Origin of the sequence: Nonomuraea sp. K271, assembly GCF_009908215.1 — a bacterium.
Classification (GTDB): domain Bacteria; phylum Actinomycetota; class Actinomycetes; order Streptosporangiales; family Streptosporangiaceae; genus Nonomuraea; species Nonomuraea longispora.
This window is the reverse complement of the sequence record NZ_JAAAHR010000132.1, coordinates 1-18,627: the sequence shown is the minus strand read 5'-3', so window position 1 is coordinate 18,627 and position 18,627 is coordinate 1. Positions and strand designations below refer to the sequence as shown.

22 protein-coding genes and 5 pseudogenes are annotated in these 18,627 nt (G+C 68.0%); 14 read left to right on the top strand and 13 right to left on the bottom strand.

The annotated features are described in order from the left end of the window. Window positions 1-98 precede the first annotated feature (98 nt). Complete coding sequence (locus GUY59_RS33950; RefSeq protein WP_138205563.1) at window positions 99-989, top strand: helix-turn-helix transcriptional regulator; 891 nt, start codon at window positions 99-101, stop codon at window positions 987-989. A 935-nt stretch (window positions 990-1,924) separates the two neighbouring features. Here the strand turns inward: GUY59_RS33950 and GUY59_RS50970 are convergent. From GUY59_RS50970 to GUY59_RS33940, 4 genes and pseudogenes are all read right to left on the bottom strand, one after another. Continuing rightward, window positions 1,925-2,419, bottom strand: coding sequence for a hypothetical protein (locus tag GUY59_RS50970; RefSeq protein ID WP_330849262.1), 495 nt, complete (start codon window positions 2,417-2,419; stop codon window positions 1,925-1,927). A gap of 60 nt (window positions 2,420-2,479) precedes the next feature. Further along, window positions 2,480-2,524: pseudogene (locus GUY59_RS50965) on the bottom strand (hypothetical protein); the annotation flags it as partial. 202 nt (window positions 2,525-2,726) lie between these two features. Then, window positions 2,727-3,497: pseudogene (locus GUY59_RS50960) on the bottom strand (recombinase family protein); the annotation flags it as partial. After that, window positions 3,424-4,152 (bottom strand): site-specific integrase, encoded by a 729-nt coding sequence (locus tag GUY59_RS33940; RefSeq protein WP_201761663.1) that lies wholly within the window; start codon window positions 4,150-4,152, stop codon window positions 3,424-3,426. The gene GUY59_RS33940 and the pseudogene GUY59_RS50960, both read right to left, overlap by 74 nt. On the opposite strand from GUY59_RS33940, the gene GUY59_RS33935 reads away from it, so the two are divergent. Beyond that, entirely contained in the window at window positions 4,153-4,785 is a 633-nt protein-coding gene (locus tag GUY59_RS33935; RefSeq protein ID WP_442939045.1) for a mycothiol-dependent nitroreductase Rv2466c family protein, read from the top strand. A 151-nt stretch (window positions 4,786-4,936) separates the two neighbouring features. Here GUY59_RS33935 and GUY59_RS33930 read toward each other — a convergent pair whose 3' ends face one another. Further along, entirely contained in the window at window positions 4,937-5,488 is a 552-nt protein-coding gene (locus tag GUY59_RS33930; protein WP_138205559.1) for an NUDIX hydrolase, read from the bottom strand. A 551-nt stretch (window positions 5,489-6,039) separates the two neighbouring features. On the opposite strand from GUY59_RS33930, the gene GUY59_RS33925 reads away from it, so the two are divergent. From GUY59_RS33925 to GUY59_RS49250, 4 genes and pseudogenes are all read left to right on the top strand, one after another. Then, entirely contained in the window at window positions 6,040-6,279 is a 240-nt protein-coding gene (locus GUY59_RS33925; RefSeq protein WP_138205557.1) for a hypothetical protein, read from the top strand. A gap of 403 nt (window positions 6,280-6,682) precedes the next feature. Further along, window positions 6,683-6,904, top strand: a complete 222-nt coding sequence (locus GUY59_RS33920) for a hypothetical protein (protein WP_138205555.1) — start codon at window positions 6,683-6,685, stop codon at window positions 6,902-6,904. 352 nt (window positions 6,905-7,256) lie between these two features. Then, window positions 7,257-7,691: pseudogene (locus GUY59_RS49255) on the top strand (GmrSD restriction endonuclease domain-containing protein); the annotation flags it as partial. Then, window positions 7,681-7,914, top strand: coding sequence for a hypothetical protein (locus tag GUY59_RS49250; protein WP_236667767.1), 234 nt, complete (start codon window positions 7,681-7,683; stop codon window positions 7,912-7,914). The pseudogene GUY59_RS49255 and the gene GUY59_RS49250, both read left to right, overlap by 11 nt. 23 nt (window positions 7,915-7,937) lie before the next feature. Here the strand turns inward: GUY59_RS49250 and GUY59_RS33910 are convergent, their stop codons facing one another. Next, window positions 7,938-8,243, bottom strand: a complete 306-nt coding sequence (locus GUY59_RS33910; RefSeq protein WP_138205553.1) for a hypothetical protein — start codon at window positions 8,241-8,243, stop codon at window positions 7,938-7,940. A gap of 526 nt (window positions 8,244-8,769) precedes the next feature. Between GUY59_RS33910 and GUY59_RS33905 the strand changes: the two genes are divergently transcribed. After that, window positions 8,770-9,540, top strand: a complete 771-nt coding sequence (locus GUY59_RS33905; protein WP_138205551.1) for a hypothetical protein — start codon at window positions 8,770-8,772, stop codon at window positions 9,538-9,540. A 424-nt stretch (window positions 9,541-9,964) separates the two neighbouring features. Here GUY59_RS33905 and GUY59_RS33900 read toward each other — a convergent pair whose 3' ends face one another. Both GUY59_RS33900 and GUY59_RS33895 read right to left on the bottom strand, forming a co-directional pair. Next, a complete protein-coding gene (locus GUY59_RS33900; RefSeq protein WP_138205549.1) occupies window positions 9,965-10,525 on the bottom strand; it encodes a hypothetical protein in 561 nt (186 codons plus the stop codon). A gap of 20 nt (window positions 10,526-10,545) precedes the next feature. Then, the gene (locus GUY59_RS33895) at window positions 10,546-10,737 is read right to left on the bottom strand and encodes a hypothetical protein (protein ID WP_138205547.1); all 192 of its coding nucleotides are present in this window, start codon (window positions 10,735-10,737) and stop codon (window positions 10,546-10,548) included. Window positions 10,738-10,964: 227 nt separating this feature from the next. Between GUY59_RS33895 and GUY59_RS33890 the strand changes: the two genes are divergently transcribed. Then, complete coding sequence (locus GUY59_RS33890; RefSeq protein WP_138205545.1) at window positions 10,965-11,384, top strand: hypothetical protein; 420 nt, start codon at window positions 10,965-10,967, stop codon at window positions 11,382-11,384. Window positions 11,385-11,438: 54 nt separating this feature from the next. Beyond that, complete coding sequence (locus GUY59_RS49245; protein WP_138205543.1) at window positions 11,439-12,200, top strand: GNAT family N-acetyltransferase; 762 nt, start codon at window positions 11,439-11,441, stop codon at window positions 12,198-12,200. 192 nt (window positions 12,201-12,392) lie between these two features. Here the strand turns inward: GUY59_RS49245 and GUY59_RS33880 are convergent. Both GUY59_RS33880 and GUY59_RS51510 read right to left on the bottom strand, forming a co-directional pair. After that, window positions 12,393-12,521, bottom strand: a pseudogene (locus GUY59_RS33880) (IS5/IS1182 family transposase); the annotation flags it as partial. Then, window positions 12,515-12,757 (bottom strand): transposase, encoded by a 243-nt coding sequence (locus tag GUY59_RS51510; protein ID WP_138205541.1) that lies wholly within the window; start codon window positions 12,755-12,757, stop codon window positions 12,515-12,517. The gene GUY59_RS51510 and the pseudogene GUY59_RS33880, both read right to left, overlap by 7 nt. A gap of 277 nt (window positions 12,758-13,034) precedes the next feature. On the opposite strand from GUY59_RS51510, the gene GUY59_RS33870 reads away from it, so the two are divergent. Beyond that, window positions 13,035-13,697, top strand: a complete 663-nt coding sequence (locus tag GUY59_RS33870) for a TetR/AcrR family transcriptional regulator (protein WP_138205539.1) — start codon at window positions 13,035-13,037, stop codon at window positions 13,695-13,697. Between the two features lie 125 nt (window positions 13,698-13,822). Further along, entirely contained in the window at window positions 13,823-14,431 is a 609-nt protein-coding gene (locus GUY59_RS33865; RefSeq protein ID WP_138205537.1) for an HXXEE domain-containing protein, read from the top strand. Here the strand turns inward: GUY59_RS33865 and GUY59_RS33860 are convergent. Then, entirely contained in the window at window positions 14,367-15,548 is a 1,182-nt protein-coding gene (locus GUY59_RS33860; RefSeq protein ID WP_252375133.1) for an IS110 family transposase, read from the bottom strand. The genes GUY59_RS33865 and GUY59_RS33860 overlap by 65 nt on opposite strands. 270 nt (window positions 15,549-15,818) lie before the next feature. Between GUY59_RS33860 and GUY59_RS33855 the strand changes: the two genes are divergently transcribed. Both GUY59_RS33855 and GUY59_RS49235 read left to right on the top strand, forming a co-directional pair. Further along, window positions 15,819-16,724 (top strand): IS3 family transposase, encoded by a 906-nt coding sequence (locus GUY59_RS33855; RefSeq protein WP_201761661.1) that lies wholly within the window; start codon window positions 15,819-15,821, stop codon window positions 16,722-16,724. 29 nt (window positions 16,725-16,753) lie between these two features. Next, window positions 16,754-16,934 (top strand): annotated as a pseudogene (locus tag GUY59_RS49235) (ISKra4 family transposase); the annotation flags it as partial. On the opposite strand, the gene GUY59_RS33845 reads toward GUY59_RS49235, so the two are convergent. Next, window positions 16,924-17,157, bottom strand: coding sequence for a hypothetical protein (locus GUY59_RS33845; protein WP_171055539.1), 234 nt, complete (start codon window positions 17,155-17,157; stop codon window positions 16,924-16,926). The pseudogene GUY59_RS49235 and the gene GUY59_RS33845 sit on opposite strands and share 11 nt — an antisense overlap. On the opposite strand from GUY59_RS33845, the gene GUY59_RS33840 reads away from it, so the two are divergent. After that, window positions 17,133-17,468 (top strand): amidohydrolase family protein, encoded by a 336-nt coding sequence (locus GUY59_RS33840; protein WP_138205533.1) that lies wholly within the window; start codon window positions 17,133-17,135, stop codon window positions 17,466-17,468. The two genes, GUY59_RS33845 and GUY59_RS33840, sit on opposite strands and share 25 nt — an antisense overlap. Before the next feature lie 62 nt (window positions 17,469-17,530). Here GUY59_RS33840 and GUY59_RS33835 read toward each other — a convergent pair whose 3' ends face one another. Further along, window positions 17,531-18,394 (bottom strand): ISAs1 family transposase, encoded by an 864-nt coding sequence (locus tag GUY59_RS33835; RefSeq protein WP_161714830.1) that lies wholly within the window; start codon window positions 18,392-18,394, stop codon window positions 17,531-17,533. Window positions 18,395-18,627 lie beyond the last annotated feature (233 nt).

Genomic DNA, 18,627 nt, shown 5'->3' with positions numbered 1-18,627 from the left:
GCGGCCGAGCGCGCCGGGGAGTATCGGAGCCGTTCCGGTGGGTCGATGCCGACACCGCGACACGACGTCGCCCGGTAGCGGCGGCGGTCTATGACTGTGTGCGGCTGGTGGTCGTGCGTGACGGCTCGGTCATTCTCACCGGCGGTATCGGCACGCGGCCGGTGTCGGCGGGCGCGGTGGTGCTGGTCGCGCCGGGTGTCTTGTTCGGGTACACGCCTGAGGGCCGGGCGACGGTGACGACGGTGCTGCTGGACACCGACTACCTGATCGACGCGTTCTTCTGGCAGCACCTCGACCTGTTCGCCGACCAGCAGATGGCCCGTGACCTCGCTGTGCGCCTCTACCCGGACCGGCTGCAGGTGCTGCGCGTCGGCGAGCGTGTCGTGGAACGGCTCGCCCCGGTGCTGGACGACCTCATCACCGTCACCGCCGGCGAACCTGGCGCGGCGGGGTTCTTCCGGTTGCAGGTGCTCGTATCCGAGGTGCTGGGCGTGGTCGCGCCGCACGTCCGAGCCGCGCCGGGCGTGCCGATGCCGACACCGCGCGGCCCGTGCGCAGACGTGCCCAGGTGGCGGGTGTTCTTCCCGGCCCCGGTGAAGGTGGCCGAGACGACGGTGCTGATGCGCGCGGACCTGGCCCGGCGGTGGCGGCTGCCCGATCTCGCCGCGCATGCGTGCCTGTCGGTGAGCCAGTACGCGCGGGTGTTCCGCCACGCCTACGGCCTCACCCCGGTGACGTATCTGACGATGCTGCGGGCGCGGGAGACGGCCCGCCTGCTGCGGGAGAGCGACCTGGGAGTGCTGGCGATCTATCAACAGGCCGGGTGGGGACAGCGCAGCCACGCGGCCGTCGCGTTCCGCCGCTACTACGGCACCACACCCTCCGGCTACCGCCGACACGGCCCAGCCACGGCGTCGGTCCTGGGGCCGGGCGTCACCGTCGCGGTGCCCGCCGCCGAACGTGGGAACGGGTGCGCACCTACCTACTGACAGATGCCCCACATGCGGAGGGAGGGGAAAGTCGATGGGAGCACCGACACGACTCACCCGACGTGCGTACGGTCGTGCCCTGGGCCGGGGGCAACGGTGCCGGAAAATTTCCGGAGCCGTTCCGTCAGCCCGCGGAACCGCTTGGGGCAGGACTCGCTCCCTGTCCGGCGAGATGGTCGCGCTTCGGTGTCAACGGGTCCGCAAAATTTGCGGGACCGTTCCACCTGCGCTTTCATCACCCGATGGTCCCGCCGATTCGACGGCACCATCCATCCTCCGTCCGCCACGCGGTGACGGTGAGGGACACTGTCCCCCACCGTGCCACCTGCCCGTTCGCTGCGACAGAGCCCGCCCGCGTCCGCTGGCGCTGGGAGTGACGGTCCTGCACAATTTGCAGGACCGCGGGAGATACCATGCCGCAGGACATTGGTGACAGGACTGTGCCGGAAGCATTGGACCCGCCGAGGATGACGGGGCGGGAAAATTTCCCACCCCGTGCCAGCTGGGGTTCTGCTTCCTCGGGCGGTGCCGTCGATTCGACGGGATCGTGCGACCAGGGGTTTCGTCATCTGGGCGCGAACCGTGGTTCCGGCGAATCGCCGGGACCGTGGCACCTCCCTCGGCGCGGATTGACCGGGGTGCACAGTTGCACTCCCGCGCCGGCTGACCGTGCCAGCCATCGACCCCAAGTCCGCTGATGATCTGACCGCGACATGTAGTGGGAATTGGGCGCGTACCTGCTTGGCATGACAGCCCTGCAAACGACTCTCGCATCCACTGCTGAGCCTTCCACCGAGCCCGAGGTCGCCGTGTCGTTCGGGGCGCGTCTGGCCGTGACGAGCAGGCGACGCCAGGGCCTCCCCGCGGGGGTGAGCGACCAGCGTGTGCGGGAACGGCTGCGCCTCCTGTGCTCCCTGCCGAGACCGCCTCGCTGGTCAGGCGTGCCAGACCAGCTCGACCCGGCGGGCGAGTAGCTCCTCGCGGTGTGCGCGGAGCCTGGCCCGGTAGGTGGTCTCGGTGTCGGTCTTGCGCTTGGCGACGATGCTGGGTACCCCGTCGGGGTGGGCGTGGATCAACACCGACTCCAACACGGCACGGGCGGCCTCGTGCCGCCACGTCGCTGTCCGATCGGGCCACTCGGTTGCCACCGTGCCTAGATCGAGGTTCACCTCGACCACGGGGACGCGGGCCAGGCGTTCTTGGTACTCGCGTTGGCGTGCGCCGATCCGCTCGATGAGCCGGTTGCGCTGCCGCGTCCAGGTGGTGCGGTCGATGATCCCGTCGTAGTGGTCGTCATCGAGGCGGTCCAGCGCGGCCCGGTCGGTATCCAGGGACTCGGCCAGCTCGGCGCGCTTCCGCGCGCTCTCGGCCCCCTCGCCGCGGGAGGGCGTCCGGTCCGGGGTGAGGGCGATGCGGGCGAACACGCTCAACACCGCGTCCTCGATCAGGGTCGTGACCTCGACGGCGTTGATGGCGCGGGAGCAGATGCCGCGCTGGTAGCTGATGCAGATGTACTGCGGTCCCTGCTTGCGCATCGCCGTCCCACACGCCGAGCAGCGGATCAGCCCGGAGAACGGGTGCGACCGCTTCACACCGCCCGGCCACGTCGTCCGCCGCGCCCGGCGCGCGTTCAGCACTCCGACCACCTGCCCCCAGGTGGCTGGGTCGAGGATCGGGGTTCCCCTCCGCCGTCACCTCCGGCTCGACGGCGTACGAGCCATCCGGCAACGTCGGCCGGTAGATGCGGATGCCCTTCAACGCCGGGTTGCGCAGGATCATCGCCAACGCCTTCTCCGACCACACCACCCCGTTCCGTGTCCGTTCGCCGCGCTCGTTCCACGTCCGCGTAATCACATACAACGACTCCCCGGCAAGCACCCGGTCGGCCGCCTCCCGGACCAGGGCGGCGTGCTCGGACACGACGTAGAGGGTCGAGTCGCCCATCCGATAGCCATACGGTGCCCGGCCGCCGTGCCAGCGGCCCTCCAACGCCTGCTGCTTCGAGGCCCTGGCGACCCGGCGGGCGGTGTCCGCGGATGACTTGTTCGCCATCGCCACCAACACCCGCGCCATCGCAATGTCGCTGTCGGAGTCCAGGCGCAGGCTCCCGGTGGTGGACAGCACCCGGAACCCATAGAGCACCTTCGCGTCGATCAGGTCCTCCAGATCGCGCGGGTCGCGCACGGCCCGGTCCAGGTCGTAGGCGATCATCGCCTCCGCACCATGCCGAGCCAACAGTTGCAGCATCGCCCGGAACCTCGGCCGCACCACCCGGCGTACCTTCTCACCCGTGGGCAGGGTGATGGTGCGCTGCTTGAACGCCGAGGTGTCGTTCTCCCGAAACACCTCCACCACCGAGAACCCCTGCGCTTCGGCGTAGGCACGGCAGTCGGCCTCCTGCCGGTCCACACCCTTCTCCGCACCCTCGGGGTCGTCACTGATCCGGACATACAGCACCGCCCGCAGCGGCGGCGTCGTGGTGGTCGTGGTCGTCGTCTTGCCAGTCATGGGTCGTACCTCTCTCGTCTGTCAAGACGCAGGTACGTTTACAACTCCACGGGACGCCGTCCTTGGTGTGGCCGCGCAGACCGATGTCGATCCACCGCCGCCAAGTGCGCGGCGTCAGCCAGTGCACGTTGCTCGGCCGGGCGTCCTTCGCCCGTGCCTCGGGCACGGTCACCAACTGGCCGTAGCGGCCCATCACCTGCTTGGTCGCCACCGGGTTGTGCGTCATGACCTTGTTCTTGACGGCCCACTTGAACAGGTGCATGAACGCGGCCAGCTCGCGATCCCACTTGGTGCCGCCGATCCTCCGCCGGATGGACTCCGCCTCCCGCCGCCAGTGCTCGAAGTCCTCCAGATCCTGCTCCCGCGCCTCCGTCCATGCGCGGCCGCGGCTCCACAGAAAGTCCAGAAGCAGGCCGATGTCCGTCGCATAGTTCCGCCTGGTCTCTGCCGTGCAGGACCGGAACTCCTTGTCCCGTGCGTACGCGCTCAGGCGCGGATCCACCCGGTAGTCCGGCGATAAGAAGATCAGATCCCCCGCCCGGACACCCGCCTCACGCTCCCTCGCTGGCAGGTCCTCCCAGCCCTCCAGAACCGACCGCCGAACACCGCCCCGCACCGCGTCGCGGGGCACCCAGAACTTGCGCCAGTCCGCCACATCAGCCCCTTTCCTGAACAGGAACAAAACGCCTATTCAATAGGGAAGTGGTCCTGGGCGTGGGTCACCTCTCGCTGGCTCCTGGAGGTCGAGCAGGTCCGGCCGGTGCACGCCGATTGGCGGCTCATGTCTCTGGCCCACCTGAACCTCATCCAGCGCAAGGGGGAGAGGCTCAGCCAGGAGTACCGGGACCTGATGGAGAAGAGCTGGGGGGCGGTGCGGGTCTGCGCGGCCGCCGCTGATCGCGCTGGACGCGGCATTCTCGGGCCGCTGTACACCGCCATCGGCACCCGGTGCCACAACCAAAGCCGTCGCGACGACCCCACGGTCATCACCGAAGCTCTCGCAGAGGTGAATCTGCCCGACTCGCTGGCGGCAGCCGCCAGCAGCGAGGAGTTCGATCAGCTCATCCGAGACTCGCACGAGGAGGCGTTTAACGAGGTCGGCTTCGATGTCGGGACCCCCGTTCTCCGCATCGGCGGCACGGTCTTCTTCGGCCCCGTGATCAGGCAGGCCCCTCGTGGCGAAGAAGCCGGCCGACTCTGGGACGGCCTGGTCATGGTCGCCGAGACGAAGGGCTTCTTCGAGCTCAAGCGGAGCCGGGACCGGAGCGTCAAACCATCCTTCGAGTAAGTGGACACCACAGCTCTGCCGGCGCCCGCCGCGGCTGCGCCCGTGAAACCCCCCCTGTTCGTCCGCCCACGAGACGAACAACAGCCGCAGGAGCCTCTCCAGGCGCGCCGTGATCTGACGCCACTGCCGGACGGAAGCGTGCGAGGAGTCCTTAACCGATCCGGGCCGGTACAGCTCGCGCGATGCGATGTCCGACGAGGCGCTCGGCCTCGTCGAGTGGATACCAGGCGGCGCCCGTCACCTCAGACTCCTGGATCAGCCCCATGTCCGCATCCGACACGAACGCGTACCCGATATCGAGGTGGTAGTGCTCCGGCTCACCCTTCTGCGGTCGTGCCGGAACCCTGCCGTACTCGATGTAGACGGGACTCTGCGATCCTGGGACAACCTGCGCAGGGTCGACCCCGGTCTCTTCCGCCAACTCCCGAACCGCTGAGTCGATCAGTGAGATGTCGGTGGGCTCCAAGTGGCCTCCGGGCTGCAACGGGATCCCGTATGCGCGGTGCTCGACAAGCAGGACCTCCACGCCTCCACGAACCAGCAGCGCGCCGACGGTCACGTGCATCGGGAAATTTCGCCGCGAGGCGAGATCCCGTCCCTGAGACAGCAGTTGCACCGGCTCAGACAGCAGCGCGGCCTCGTCCGGGTAGCGTCCGAGGTAGGCGGAGACGACGCTCGAGATGTCCGCGTCACTGATCGCCACAGGTCACCCCCACACCTGCCCGAGAGCAAAGCTCTTCACGACCGACTGCTCGGATGTGAACCACGAGTACTGACACGACCACAGTCACTCCTGGAAGACACGTAGCGTACGAGGAACGAGGTTCGCACCTTACAGGTGGGGCCCGGACGGAGGCGCACGCCACGCCGAGCAGCCACGACAGAGACTCCACACTCATCCGTGGCTTGCCCTCCTAACGCTGCACGGCCTTTCCAGCGAGACATCGTCCAGTGGGTCGGCTGGCGGCCAATCCCTCCGTACGCCGGGTAGTACGCCAGCGGGGTGCAGGTCCTCGACTCGGAGCGGCTCACCCTTGGCCCACCGGTCGGCCACTTCCGCCAGCCGGGGCAGGAGAAAGGGAAGGTAGACGATCTCGTCACTAACTGACCTTGCTGGTCCAGCGGGTGACGACCGCGGAGTAGCGGGTCTACAAGGTGGCCTCGCGGCCAGAAGGTCCTGAATCACCTGCCGATGCCGTAGTCCAAGCCGGAAGATGGGGCCACGGCATCGGAGTCCTCCAGGGGGCAACGACCATGGACATCAAGACCCTGGCCTGGAAGGTGGGCCTTCCCGTTCTGGCCGTGGCATGCGCGGTCATCGCGGTGTTCCTGATCGTCACTATGTACCAGCGCTGGGGGCAGGGGGCCTTGATCTTGTCCCTCTTCCTGGTCAAGGCCGTGATAGGAGTCGTCATCTGTATCTATGCCCGGGAGACGATCCAGCGGTGGAAGGCGCAGGACTCCGCGGCCAAAGAGCAGGACCTCATCACATAGCTGCCGGAACACCCCGAGTACCGGGCCTTCATGCCCACCTCGTGCATCGCGTTCTCCGTCCAACGGTTTACCTGGCGGAGCCGTCGACCCAGCGGCCGTGGCTGTCCACTCGGATCGGAGGGCGTACGGGCGCGGAAAATACCCCGGATCCGTGACGGGATACGGCGGGACACGGACCCTGGGTCCGCCAGCTCGGAGGACAGCGGCGGTTGACACAAGAGTCCGAATCGAGCAGCCCGACCTGCGGTGATCCAGAAGATCGCGTTATCGCGCCGGACTTATCCCGTCCTGTTCGAGCCGTAATCCGCCAGAGTGCCCAGCCGGGCCGTGGACGTGGACGACCACGCCGAAAAAGTGGCGCAGGCGTACGACATGGGCAAGCTGCATCCAGGAGGCGGCGCGGATGTGGGCGGCGGCGTCGACCTATGGGGAGAGCCCCGCCGAGTACGGATGGCGCGCGGATCGGATCTTCGCCGGCCTCGCTCATCGCGGCAGCTGCGGCGATGAGCTGCAGATCGACATGGCCGGCGGGGTCGTGCAGTACGTGTGCGCCGCGGACGGGTGCGCGTCGGTGCGGGTCGCGGCGCGTGTCCTGGCGCTGGCCGTGGTGGTCGAGAGCTGGTAGAGCAGCTGTCCGCCTCCCGCCCCGGCGCCAGACCTGCTGCTGGCGCTCGCCCAACGGCAGGGCGCCTCGTTCGTCGAACGAGGCCGGGACAGTCTGGAGAGCTGATGGGCGGGGCGCGGACCTGTCGGTACAGCGGGAGCTGCTCGGCATCCTGCTCGAGCCCGTTGTGGTTCGCGTCGGCCCGGCTGGGCGCAGGTGTGGACGTCACAGGCCGGGTGTCTGTGGTGTAGTGGCAGGACTGAGCCCTCGCGGACTGGTTGCGTAATGTCACCGTTCGGCTACAGCTCCGCCAATTCCCGTCAACTACTTTGCGTTAACAATCCCAACGCTTCGTAGTCGCTGGAGGCAGTTCATGCCGTTCTCCCCAGTCCGCATCCTGACAGCGACCGCAGTCGCCAGCGTCGTCACCGCCGTAGCGGCAACCGCCGCGGCGGCGCCGGCTGACGTCGTCATGCTCCACGACGCCGTCAGCCTCCTGCCCACCGCCGGCGAGTCCCGCGCCGGTTACACCCGCAGCGCGTTCCGGCACTGGATCGACAGCGACCGTAACGGCTGCAACACCCGCCAGGAAGTCCTCATCGCAGAAGCGATCGAGCCGCCCCAGGTCGACACCGACTGCAAGATCAGCGGCGGCGCGTGGCGCTCGTACTACGACGACGTCACCGTGACGGACGCTTCCCGCCTTGACGTGGACCACGTAGTGCCGCTTGCAGAAAGCTGGGACTCCGGCGCGTCTGCCTGGACCGCGGACCAGCGGCGGGCGTACGCCAACGACCTTGACGAAGCTCGCGCTCTGGTCGCCGTCACCGCCCGCACCAACCGGTCCAAGGCCGACCAGGACCCCGCCGAATGGCTTCCCCCGTACGAGGGCGCGCTGCCGGTACGCGGCCGACTGGCTGACGGTGAAACTTCGGTGGCGACTCGCGGCCGACACCGCCGAGAAAGCCGTCCTGTCCGAGCTGGCGGCGGGCTGCTCCAACGAACCGCTGAACGTGCCTCCGGCGCCGTAGCACGGGCCGGCGTGGAGACCTGGTCAGGCCCGCGGCTGGTCGTCCGCGCCGCCGAGCGCGGCGAGGATCTGGTCGAGCTTGGCGTCCATGCTCGCGAAGCGGCTGCTCATCTCCTGCTTCAGGTCGTCCACGTCCTGGCGCGTGGCGAGGGTAGCGCGGCCTGCCATGATCTCCCCGAGGACCGGCGAGGTGTAGTCGAGGATTTCCTGCCGGATCGTGCCCGGCAGCTGCTCCACGGCCGCTTTGATGTCGGCGCCGGCGGCGAACGCCCATGACTCCAGCCGTTGGACGCGGTCGGTGAGGTGCGCGCGGTGCTGGGGAGCGGTCATACCGGTCATGGTAGCCCGGCGTGGCGCTCACGGCTGGCGGGTCCCGGGAAGGAGGTCGGGTCCGCGCGTGCCGCTCGCCCCGGCGAGACACCCGCCGACTCGGACTCATAGGTCGCACTGCTGAAGGCGGCTCCACCGATCCCGGTGGGGCCGCTGCCTTTTGCCGCCGTCCGGTGTATTGTCGCCACTGCTGAGGCTCCAGCCCCCGCACGGCGGGGATCCCGAGCCGTCCCGCCCACGCAGGGACAGCACAAATCGGGGTAGCGGCGACGACGAGCAGCGAGGTACTCCCTCCCATTCTGGTGATTTACGCGGACGCGTACGTGTCTCTGGACCAGGCGGGGCCGTGAGCGTGGGCAGGGGCCGCCGCCAGACTGGACCGAGATGACCAGGAACGACCGGCCCGAGCAGAACCGCCCGGCGCCGCCAGGAAGCCACCGGCGAGAGCTACCAGAACGCCCTCGCCTACATTCGGGACGCCTGGGAGCGTCTCGATAGCGGACTGCGCTACGTACTCTCCGACGACGTGAAGGCGTTCATGCGCGGTGAGGGCTGGCGCGGCGTCACCCTCGACAACGTCGAGGACATGCGCTCCTGGCTCGCCAACCGCAAGCCCACGTACGAATGCGACTGGTGCGGAGACGACTGCGACGCCCGCCGCGAGGACACCAGCCTCCAGATCATCGCCACGGCGTACGATTCCGACCTGTCCCCCGTCACTCGCATGATCAGCTCCAAGAGACAGCACGCCCGCTGCGTCCCCTCCAAGATGAACTGGGTGCGCCAGATCGACATCCCTCGAGGCCCGGTTGCCGCCGGGCTGCCCTCCAGCGTCCGGCCAGATATGGTCGGCGAGTTCGCGGTCACTGTCCAGCCGGTCATGCTGCCGGCCGAGATGGATTTCGACAAGGACAGCCCAGAGGCGACCGCGAAAGCGGCTCTGCTGGTGACAGCGGCCGTCATCGAAGACCACGGCCAGGGCGCCGTGGCGTGGCTGAACGAGCTGGAGCTGACAGTGTGGCGGGAAGCCGGGTTCGACGAGTTGTTCGCCGTGGCCGAGGTCGCGCCGGGCTGGTCGGTGCGGCTCGTTCGGAACTACCCGTCGAGTCTCACACCCGAGTGGGTGGCGGTCCGCATGACGGAGCCGGAGGAGGGAGAGACGCCCCTGCATCTGTATCTGGGCGGCGTCGACATCCCTGAGGAGTGGGCTGAGGCTGCCCGAGGCCGGGACACGGTCATGCTGCTCGTCGGCCCGATTTCGGCTGGCGGGGACGTGCAGGAGGTCCCAGAGAGGTAGACCGGGACCAGCTCGCTGAGCTTTTGGAGGACGGCTCGCTCTGGGCTGGAGCCGTCCCCCTCGTGCTGGACGAGATGCCCTCGCTCACTGACGGCGAGATCGGCTCCGGCACGCGCACGTTCTATGACACGCCCGGCGGGCTCTACGGCTGATCGCGTGGCTGAGCCTCAACGGTACGGCCTCACCACGTTCAGGCAGGGGTACACCAACAGCCGTCGCCGGCGGCCCTACTACTGGGGCTGGAGGTCGTCAAGCAGATGACCGCGAATGCGCCCACGCCCCAGCTCTGCAGCATCCACCATGGCCCCGCGTTCCGCGTAATTCGGGGTTCCTAGAGGCCGGTACGGCCTGAACGTGCTGGTGGGCGCGCTCCAGCCGGGTCAAGGCCGCAGGCGCCAGTAACCACGCGCCTCCTGCGCTCGGGTTACGGTGCGGAAACCAGCGTCGCCGTGCAGGTGAACGGGGCCCGATCGCGGACCAGCTGTCCGCTGTCGGGATAGAGCTGCAGCAACTCCTCCAGCTCAACGCCGGCAGCGGCGTCATCCTGCGGGCCGGCCACGTGCCGCTCGATCGCCTCCTGCAACGGGGCCACGAACTCTTGGGGCCAGGACGTCAGGCCATGGGCGAGTACTCGCCCGGTCCGGGAATCGGCGAGATAGACGTGGATGGGAAACCGCTCAGCGGCAGGCAGGCCGGGCGGGTAGAGGTCCGGGTGGTCCTGCCGTACGGCCTGCCACGGCTGCGCTCCCCAGCCGCCCGTACCGAAGCGGTGGCACAGCACCAGTACATTCGGCCGCTCGATGAAAGCGAAGCGGGCCCGGCCCAGCCGCCCGTGTGTGGCCGCGACCTCTTCGGCCGTCGGCCCTGGCACCGCAATGAGCAGCTCCACGTCCTGTGGCGACAGCCGCCAGGTCATCGCCTTGGGCAGCTGCTCGCGCATCGGATCGTAGAGCTGCCCGAGCGCCGGGCGAAAGGTCACCGCCATGAACGACGCCCCTTGTCCTGTCACGCGCCGATGAGTGCCGGCGACCGGCCCTCGCCATCATCGCCGTCGTTGTCGCGCGCCTCGTTCTTGTCTCCCGCGGACTGGGCGCGGCGATCGAACTCATCACGAGCGGTGTCGCTGCCCAGGGTCTTCGCCGCGGCCGACTGGATACGGGCGGCGGCTTCCTTGTCCATGGGTGTGTGCTTGCTCATGCGAGTGCCGTACCCGCATACGCCGGGGAGCGCCGTGATAGCACGATCAAAACTTCGGCAAGAGGCCGACCGGACACTGGGGACCGGGCACCCTGATCGCGTCTCCTCGGCCGCTGCCCATGCCCGTCCTGCAGTCCGGCTACTGGAGTCCAGGGCGCAGCGTCGGCGGCCATACCGCCTTGGCAGGTCTGGGGACGTAGATCAGACGGAGGCGTAACGTCGCCGGCGTGACGACTGACAGCGGTGAGTGGGAGACCCGTCATCAAGACAACCTGATTGATCTGGCCGATGACCTGGCCGAGCTGGACACGGCGCTGCTGGCCCAGCTCGACCCTGTGGATCGGGCCCGGCAGGAGCGTGCCCGCCGAGCGCTGTGGCTGTATGCCGACGCCATGTGGGATGCGGTCAAGGCCACCAAGCCGGGCGAGGGCACACCGGGTGCCCGCAACCCTTACAACTGTGTGGCCGCGCTGCGCGACTTCACCCAGGCTCTTCACAGCAGCGCGGAAGAGGCGCAGCAGGTGGCCGGCGATCCCGATCCCGGTGACGACGATGCCGGTGACGTCGCCATGTGGGCCGAGCGGTTCACCAAGCGCGGGTCCGACGTCCCGACCTACACACTGCCGGATCTCGCCCCAGACGTGTGAGACAGCCGAGACCTCCAGCAGGGCCCCAGCAACAGATGTCCGAAGGGCGGCGCGGTGAGCAAGGGCAACCGGTTGAGGGCACGCAAGAAGCCCGAAAGGTTGAGCGAGCAGAATCTGATCAACGGCTGGTCTGACACTGCCGGTGTCCGCATTCGGCAAGCTCGGGCCACTGACCTGCCAGCTATTACCGAGTTAGTGCCGCTGGCCGCCGGCGTCCGGCTGGAGGACGTGCTGCGGGACGCGGTGACGGCCGACATCGCGGGAGCTGCCCTGCGCAGCGGGTTGCGCGGCGGTGCTGGCGCCTTTCACCGGTATTTAGCCGAGCAGTTCGCCCGCCACCTGGACGATCCGCTGCAGGCCTACCTGCATGCCGCGCTCGTGCTGGTGGCCGAGCATCGCGACCGCGGGATCATCGGCACGTTGATCGCCTACCCGCCCATCAACGTAGCTGAGGATCACCTGCAGCTCATTCCGGCTCGCGCTGATCGGCGCGAGGTGCAGAAGGTGGTGCTGCTCGGCGCGATCGGTCTGGCGAAGATCAAGGCGGTGGCCGTGGCAGAGACCGAACGCCGCCGTGGGATCGGCGCGGCGCTGCTCAAGCGCTGCAGGCAGGTCTACGTCCACTGTGGCTACTTGCTGCTGTACGGCGCGATGCCGCCCACGCCCGGGTGGAGCGCCTTCTACCGCCGGCAAGGCTTCGACGTGATGGAGGCCGGGGCGCCGATGGACATGTGGATGGTCTTCGGCGTCCATTCCACCTTCCTGCCCGGCGCCGGCGAACGCTTCTTCTTCCGCCGTTTCCAGCCCTCACACTGAGCCGGTGGGGCCAATGTCCTGGACCGGCCCTTCCACGGCCGTCGACCGGCACAGGACGGTCCCCGGAATACAGTCCGTGGCGGCTCAGGAAGTCGGGAAGGCTGCACCCCGATAGCGGCAGCGCGGGCTGCATAGATCACATTCTCATCGAATCTGACGCTGAGCAGAGGACCTCGGACGAGGTCAGGCCTTGAGCACCCTGCGGAACTGAGGGCTGTCGCCGTACTGGCCCGGCGTCAGCACCAGTGACAACGCCCGGCAGCGGCCGTCCGCGGACAGGTGGATCTTGGTGGTGAAGCCTCCACGGGAACGGCCTAAGCACTCCCCGGCCTGACCACCTCCGCCAGCCGGGCGGCCAGCGCGGCCGGCACCGGATCGCCCCGGTTTGTCCCCGCGGCGTCCCCCTTTTGCCGCCCCGGCACGGGAGGCGGTGAGGGCGGAGTGCGGGGGGCACCGGCGGCGTGCTGGTGCGCCCGGACGGTGGTGGAGTCCACGGCGATGTCCCAGTCGACCCGCCCTTCGGCGTCTTGTCCGGTCTGGATCGCGGTCAGCAGCATCTGCCAGGTGCCATCGGCCGACCAGCGGCGATGACGGTGCGGTGCCGTGGGACATTCCCAGGTTGCCGTTCCCGCGTGGGTAGTCCGAGCTGGGCTCCCCGTTGGGTGCGACGGTACGGGGTCGGTCATCACCCTGGAGGGATCGCAACGAAGGGTGAACTCCGGCCCTGCTCGCCGACCGGCGCCCGGTCATGGCCGGTGCCAAGCGCAACGATCTGATCCATCGGCTTCCCGCTGGGTCTTGATAATTTAATGGTCAGTCATTAAATTTCTTGCCATGAGAGGTGGCTCTCCAGCGCGTCGCCGTGGCCGACCGCCCAAGAGCGCGGCCCCGCCGACCCGGGACCGACTGGTCGAGGCCGCGCTGGAGTTGTTCGCGCGGCAGGGATACGCGGCGACCTCGCTGCGGCAGATCGCCGAAGCCGTAGGTGTACGGGAGAGCGCGATCTACGCGCACTTCAGCGGCAAGCAGGCGCTCTATGACGTCCTGTTCACCGAGGCCGGACCACCCTCACTCGAGGCCCTTCCGTTCGGCATGGACGAACTCGTCGAGGCGGGACCCGCCGCAGCGATCCCGGAGGTGGTGAACCAGGTCTTCTCCCGCTGGGCAAGCAGGCGGGCACGCCTGTTCGCCAGCGTGATGCTCCGCGAGGGGACCGGAGGAGAAGGCATTCGGGGCCTGGCGCAGGCGATCGAGAGCTCCCGCGATCTGCTGGCCGAACCCTTCCGGCGGTGGCAAGAGGCAGGGCTGCTCCGATCCGACGTGCCTGCGGGCCAGTTGGTGTGGGAGCTCTTCGCCCCCCTGCAAGTGCCCCGGTTCCTCTACCTGCGAGCGGACGCCACCGACGAAGACCTCGCCCGCGCCACGCGGTGGGCAGAAGATCACGTCGCTTTCTTCTTGACCTGCACCGGTCCGGCAGAAGGGAGTCGGTCGACCTGAGCCCGGCCGCGTCCAGACGGCGGCAACCATCTGGACGCGGCCTCTCCGCAACGCGGAGTTCTCATCCATCGCTGCCACCTGGCTGACGAACCATGACATGGCAGCGCATCAGAAAGGATACGTCCATGTCTGCACAGCGCAGAGACGCGGTCGTGGCCGGCCTGCTGGCCGGCGTTTTGATCACCGTGTTCGCACTCATCTCCGCAGGCGCCGCCATGTGGTGGACTTTCATCCCCGCCATGGTCATCGCCTACGGCTGCCATCTGGCGACCACCAACCGCCGCCCGTACGACCCCGACCGAATCCTGCCCATCTACTCGGCCGCACTCGCCTGGCAGTTCCTGCACTTCGCCGAGGAGTTCATGGGCGGGTTCTACCCGCGCTGGACAGCGGAGATCTTCGATGCGGCTCCGCGAGCCTTCCCCTCCCTGGGCATCGACCACCAAGACCTCTTCGTGTGGCTCAACATGATCCCGTACGCCGCCTTCGTCCTTTGCGGTCTGGCCATGCACAAGGGCCTGAGGGTGCCGATGCTGATCGTCTGGTTCTTCGCCATCATGGGGGTCATGGGCAATGCCATCAGCCATGCCCTCTACGCACTGATCTCCGGAGACCTCGGATTCCCCGGTATCGTCACCTCACTCCCCTATTGGGTGCTCGGCCCACTCCTCATCCGCGCCCTCGCAGCGGGCGTTCGCCGTCAATCGACGATCGCCACCCCGCTGTCAGCGTAGGGCCGATCTTAGCCCAACATGCCCGTCTGCCCGCTCCGTGATCGGGCGTGACTCGACCCGTTCGAGCAGGGAAGACTTCGCGGGCGACGTAGCGCTTGAGGCAGCGGATGATCTCTTTCTTGGATTTGCCCTCGGTGGTGCGGCGTTCGGCGTAGGCGCGGGTGCGCGCATCGCGGCCGAGGCGGGTCACGACGATGGTGTAGAGGGCGCTGTTGCTGCGCCGGTCGCCGCCACGGTTGAGCCGGTGCCGGACGGTCTTGCCGGAGGAGGCCTCGATCGGGTTGACGCCGCATAGGGCGGCGAAGGCGGCTTCGCTGCCGAGCCGGTCGGGGTTGTCGCCGGCGGTGATGAGCAGCGCGGCGGCGGTGTCCGGCCCGATCCCGTACTGCTGGAGCAGTTTCGGCGCGCATTCGGTGATGATCGCCACCAGCGTTCGCTCGTGCGCGCGGGCCTCTTCGGTCAGGGCCAGGATGCGGCGGGCGAGCATGCGCAGCACGCCACGGGCCGCGTCGTCGATGGTGCGGTGCTCGGCGGCGGGCAGATCTGCGCAGGTGCGGATGAGGGTGACCGAGCCCAGACCGGCCAGCGCGTCGCGCAGTGCCGAATCCGCTCGCATCAGGACGGCCCGCAGCTGGTTGATGGCCTGGGTACGGGCCTTGACCGCCGAGTCTCTAGCGACTTTGAGCATCCGGATCATCTCAACGGGGCCGTCGCCGGTCTTGGCGATGGCGGCGGCCTCCTGCGACAGCACCGCTCGAGCGGCGTTCTCGGCGTCGATGGCGTCGGTCTTGCCGCGCCGTCGCCGGCGGGCCCGGTCGGGCCGGTTGACCTCCAGAACCCGCAGGTCATGGCGGCGGAGGTAGCGGTTGAGCGCGGTGCCGTGCGAGCTGGTGCCCTCGACCCCCGCCCGCCGCAGCCGGCCGTGTCCGCTCGCCCAGCTCAGCAGCGCCGCGTAACCGTCGGCGGTGGCCGGGAACGCCTGGGTGCCCATCAGCACGCCCATGACGGTGATCACTGCTGCGACGTGCATGTCGGCATGAGTATCCACGCCGAGCACGATCTCCTCTCGCGCCTCGACGTCGGCTGCGTCGGTGTGGTCGTCGGTGGAGGCAGTCACTGGTCTCCTCGAAGGGTCGGGGATGTGGTGGTCACCGGCCGGGCGAGGAGGTCAGGACTGTGATGATGCACATTGCGAGGCCCCTATGGGGACACATCCGCGCCTGCTCCGGCGGTACCGCCCGGGCCAGGGCGACAGGTCATCACCAAGGCACAGGTGGCCAGTCTCAAACTGGGTCAGACCCTGGCGTGGCGGACGGTACCTCTTCAGTCTCACAGTCCTCAAACGATCCGTGGTCCTATGGGTCAAGGACTCGCTGAACCGATAGCCGTGGTGGAGTTCATCGAGTCCCAGAGGACCGAGTTTGGCGTTCCCCACAAGATCTGCTTTCGTGCGCTGGGAGTTTCGTCCTCGTGGTTCTACAAGTGGAGGAATCGCGGGCCAACAGCTCGCCAAGAGCGGCGCGCCCATCTGGATGAGGAGATCAAACGGCTTTTTGCCGCCTCTGGTGGCACCTACGGGTCGCCCCGCATCGCCCAAGATTTGAGGGCGGAGGGCTGGAAGCTGTCGGAGAACACCGTGGCCAAGCGGATGGCCGAACTCGGTTTGGCCGGCCGCGGGCCGAAGAAGCCGCGTTCGCTGACCCGGCAGGGCAAGCGGCCGGCCGCGCCGGATCTGGTGCGCCGGAAGTTCACCGCAATCGCTGCAGACGTGCTGTGGGTCGGCGATGTCACGATGATCCGCACCGATGAGGGGCCGCTGTACTTGGCCTCGGTCGAGGACTTGTTCTCTCGCCGGCTGCTCGGCTACGCCATGTCGGAGCACCATGACGCGGCGCTGACGGTCGCCTCGCTGCAGATGGCCGTGGTCACGCGCGGTGGTGACGTGGATGGGGTGATCTTCCATTCGGATCGCGGCTCGGAGTACACAGCTGCCCGCTACCAGGCCGAATGCCGCAAGCACGGGGTAGTGCAGTCGATGGGCCGGGTCGGGTGCGCGCTCGACAACGGAGCCGCCGAGTCGCTCAACAGCACCCTGAAGGTCGAGTTCGTATACCGGCACCGCTTCCGCACCCGAGCGGAGGCCCGGTTGAAGATCGCGACCTGGATCGCGGACTTCTACAACGTCAAGCGCAGACACAGCGCCAACGACGGGCTGCCGCCTGTCACATTCGAGCGTCACATGATCGAGAAGCGGCAAGCATCAACGGCCCTGCTGAGGGCCGCTGTGGCATAGAACCGTCTCCACGCTTTGAGGGGATTGACATCGGCGACCGTCTGGACATCACCGGACCGGTGGGGACTGGCGGGGGCCGAGGCCATCTTGAAGCTCCGTGCCCTGATCGCCAACAACGATCTCGATCAGTACTGGATCTTCCACGTCGAGCGCGAGAACCAGCGTGTCCACCACCGCCGTCACCAGGACGAACACACCCTCAGCGCTTGATCAAACCAGTCACTACGGAGCTACACCCATGCCAGATGGCAACTCCCGCGCAGCTAAGGCCGAGCAGGAACGGATGGACGGCGCCGCATTCGATGAGGCCGACGAGGACGTTGGCCCCGGAGATGAGGTCGGCAAAGTAGGCCACCATCGAAACCAGACCGATCACGCCAACCATGACCAGCGTCCGCCCGAGTTTCAGTGAGAGCCCGACGCGTCGGTGCATGCTCCCGAGCGCTGCACGACCTGGGGGTATCGCTCGGCTCCGGCGCCGACCTCATCGGTACTGAGCAGCGCACCAGGGCCCGCCAGATCTACCTGATGGCCAAGGAGATCGGCCTCGCCAACGCCATTGAGTCGGCCACACGCGTCAATGCCGAACTCCTGCGCATCTCCGACAGGGTCGGCACGATCGAGCCGGGCAAGCTGGCCGATCTCGTGATCTATGAGGGTGATGCCGCCGAGGACCCCGAAATCATCGGCACCCGTCCACCGAAATACGTCATCCAGTCCGGCCGCATCATCCGCAGACCTTGACCCGGGCCGGCACAGTAGGTCGATCTGGCGTAGTGTCGGCTTCCCATTCACGCCCGGAGTGTTCAGTCAGCCCGCACGGATCTGGGGTGCTTCGTACCAGCCGAGCATCTCAAGGCGAACGGCACCGCCCGCACCGCCTGTCCGGCGGCGAGTTCCAGCGCGTGGCCTTGTTCGTCGGTGCGGTCGTTGAGGACCGCTTCGCGCCAGGGCAGGGCCTTGAGCCGGCGTTGCAGGGTGGGCTGGTTGCCTTTGACGATGAACAGGTAGTGGCCGCCGGCGGCGATGAGGTGGCGGGCGTGCTCGTGCTGGGTGTGCAAGGCGTCGGCGGTGATCACCATGTGGGTGAGGTCCAGTCTGGACAGCAGGGGTGTGAATGTGGGGATCTCGTTGCTCTTGGCCTCGATCTGTCGCTGGGCCACGACGGTCTGGGTGTCGTGGCGGGTGGCGGCCAGCAGGTGCACCGCGGTGCCGTTGGGGGTGCGGCTGCCGCGCAGGGTCTTGCCGTCCACGGCCAAGCCGGTGAGTGAGCCCTGGTGTGAGGGCGTGGCGCAGGCGGTGAGTGAGGCCAGGTAGCCGCAGATCGCGGTGTCGAAGGCGTCGTCGTCCAGGCGCGCGAGCAGGCGTCCCAGGGTACTGGCGGCCAGCCGGGGCGTGCCGGGCAGACCGGCCCGGGCGCGAAGGCGTGGATCGTATTCGGCGATGACTCGGGTGATCTTTGCCAGGGAGGTTGCTCCACCAAGGACGGCGAGCAGGGATAACGCCAGCAGCGGGCCGAGCCGGTAACGGCGTCCGCGGCGGTCGCGCGGGTCGGGCACGGTATCCAGGACCTCGGCCAGAGCGGGCAGATCGAGCGGGTCGATGGGTGGGTCGGAGAAGGTGACGTGCTCCAGGTGGCGGGCGAGCACGTTGATCGGGGATGATGGCACGCGAACGCGGCCCCTGTTCTTGATCGACTGGCGTAGACACCCAACGATCATCAGGGGTCGCGTTTGTCATCTCCGCACTGGGGCGCCCTTACTCGGCCACTCGACACGCCGGGTGGCCCGGAGGAGTCTCACCTCCGGGCTCCCACAGAACGGAGCGTGACGATCTCTCGTCACTCCGCTCGTCTCATCCAGTCCGTCAGAACTCGGTCATGTAAGCCCAGTGTGCGAACAGG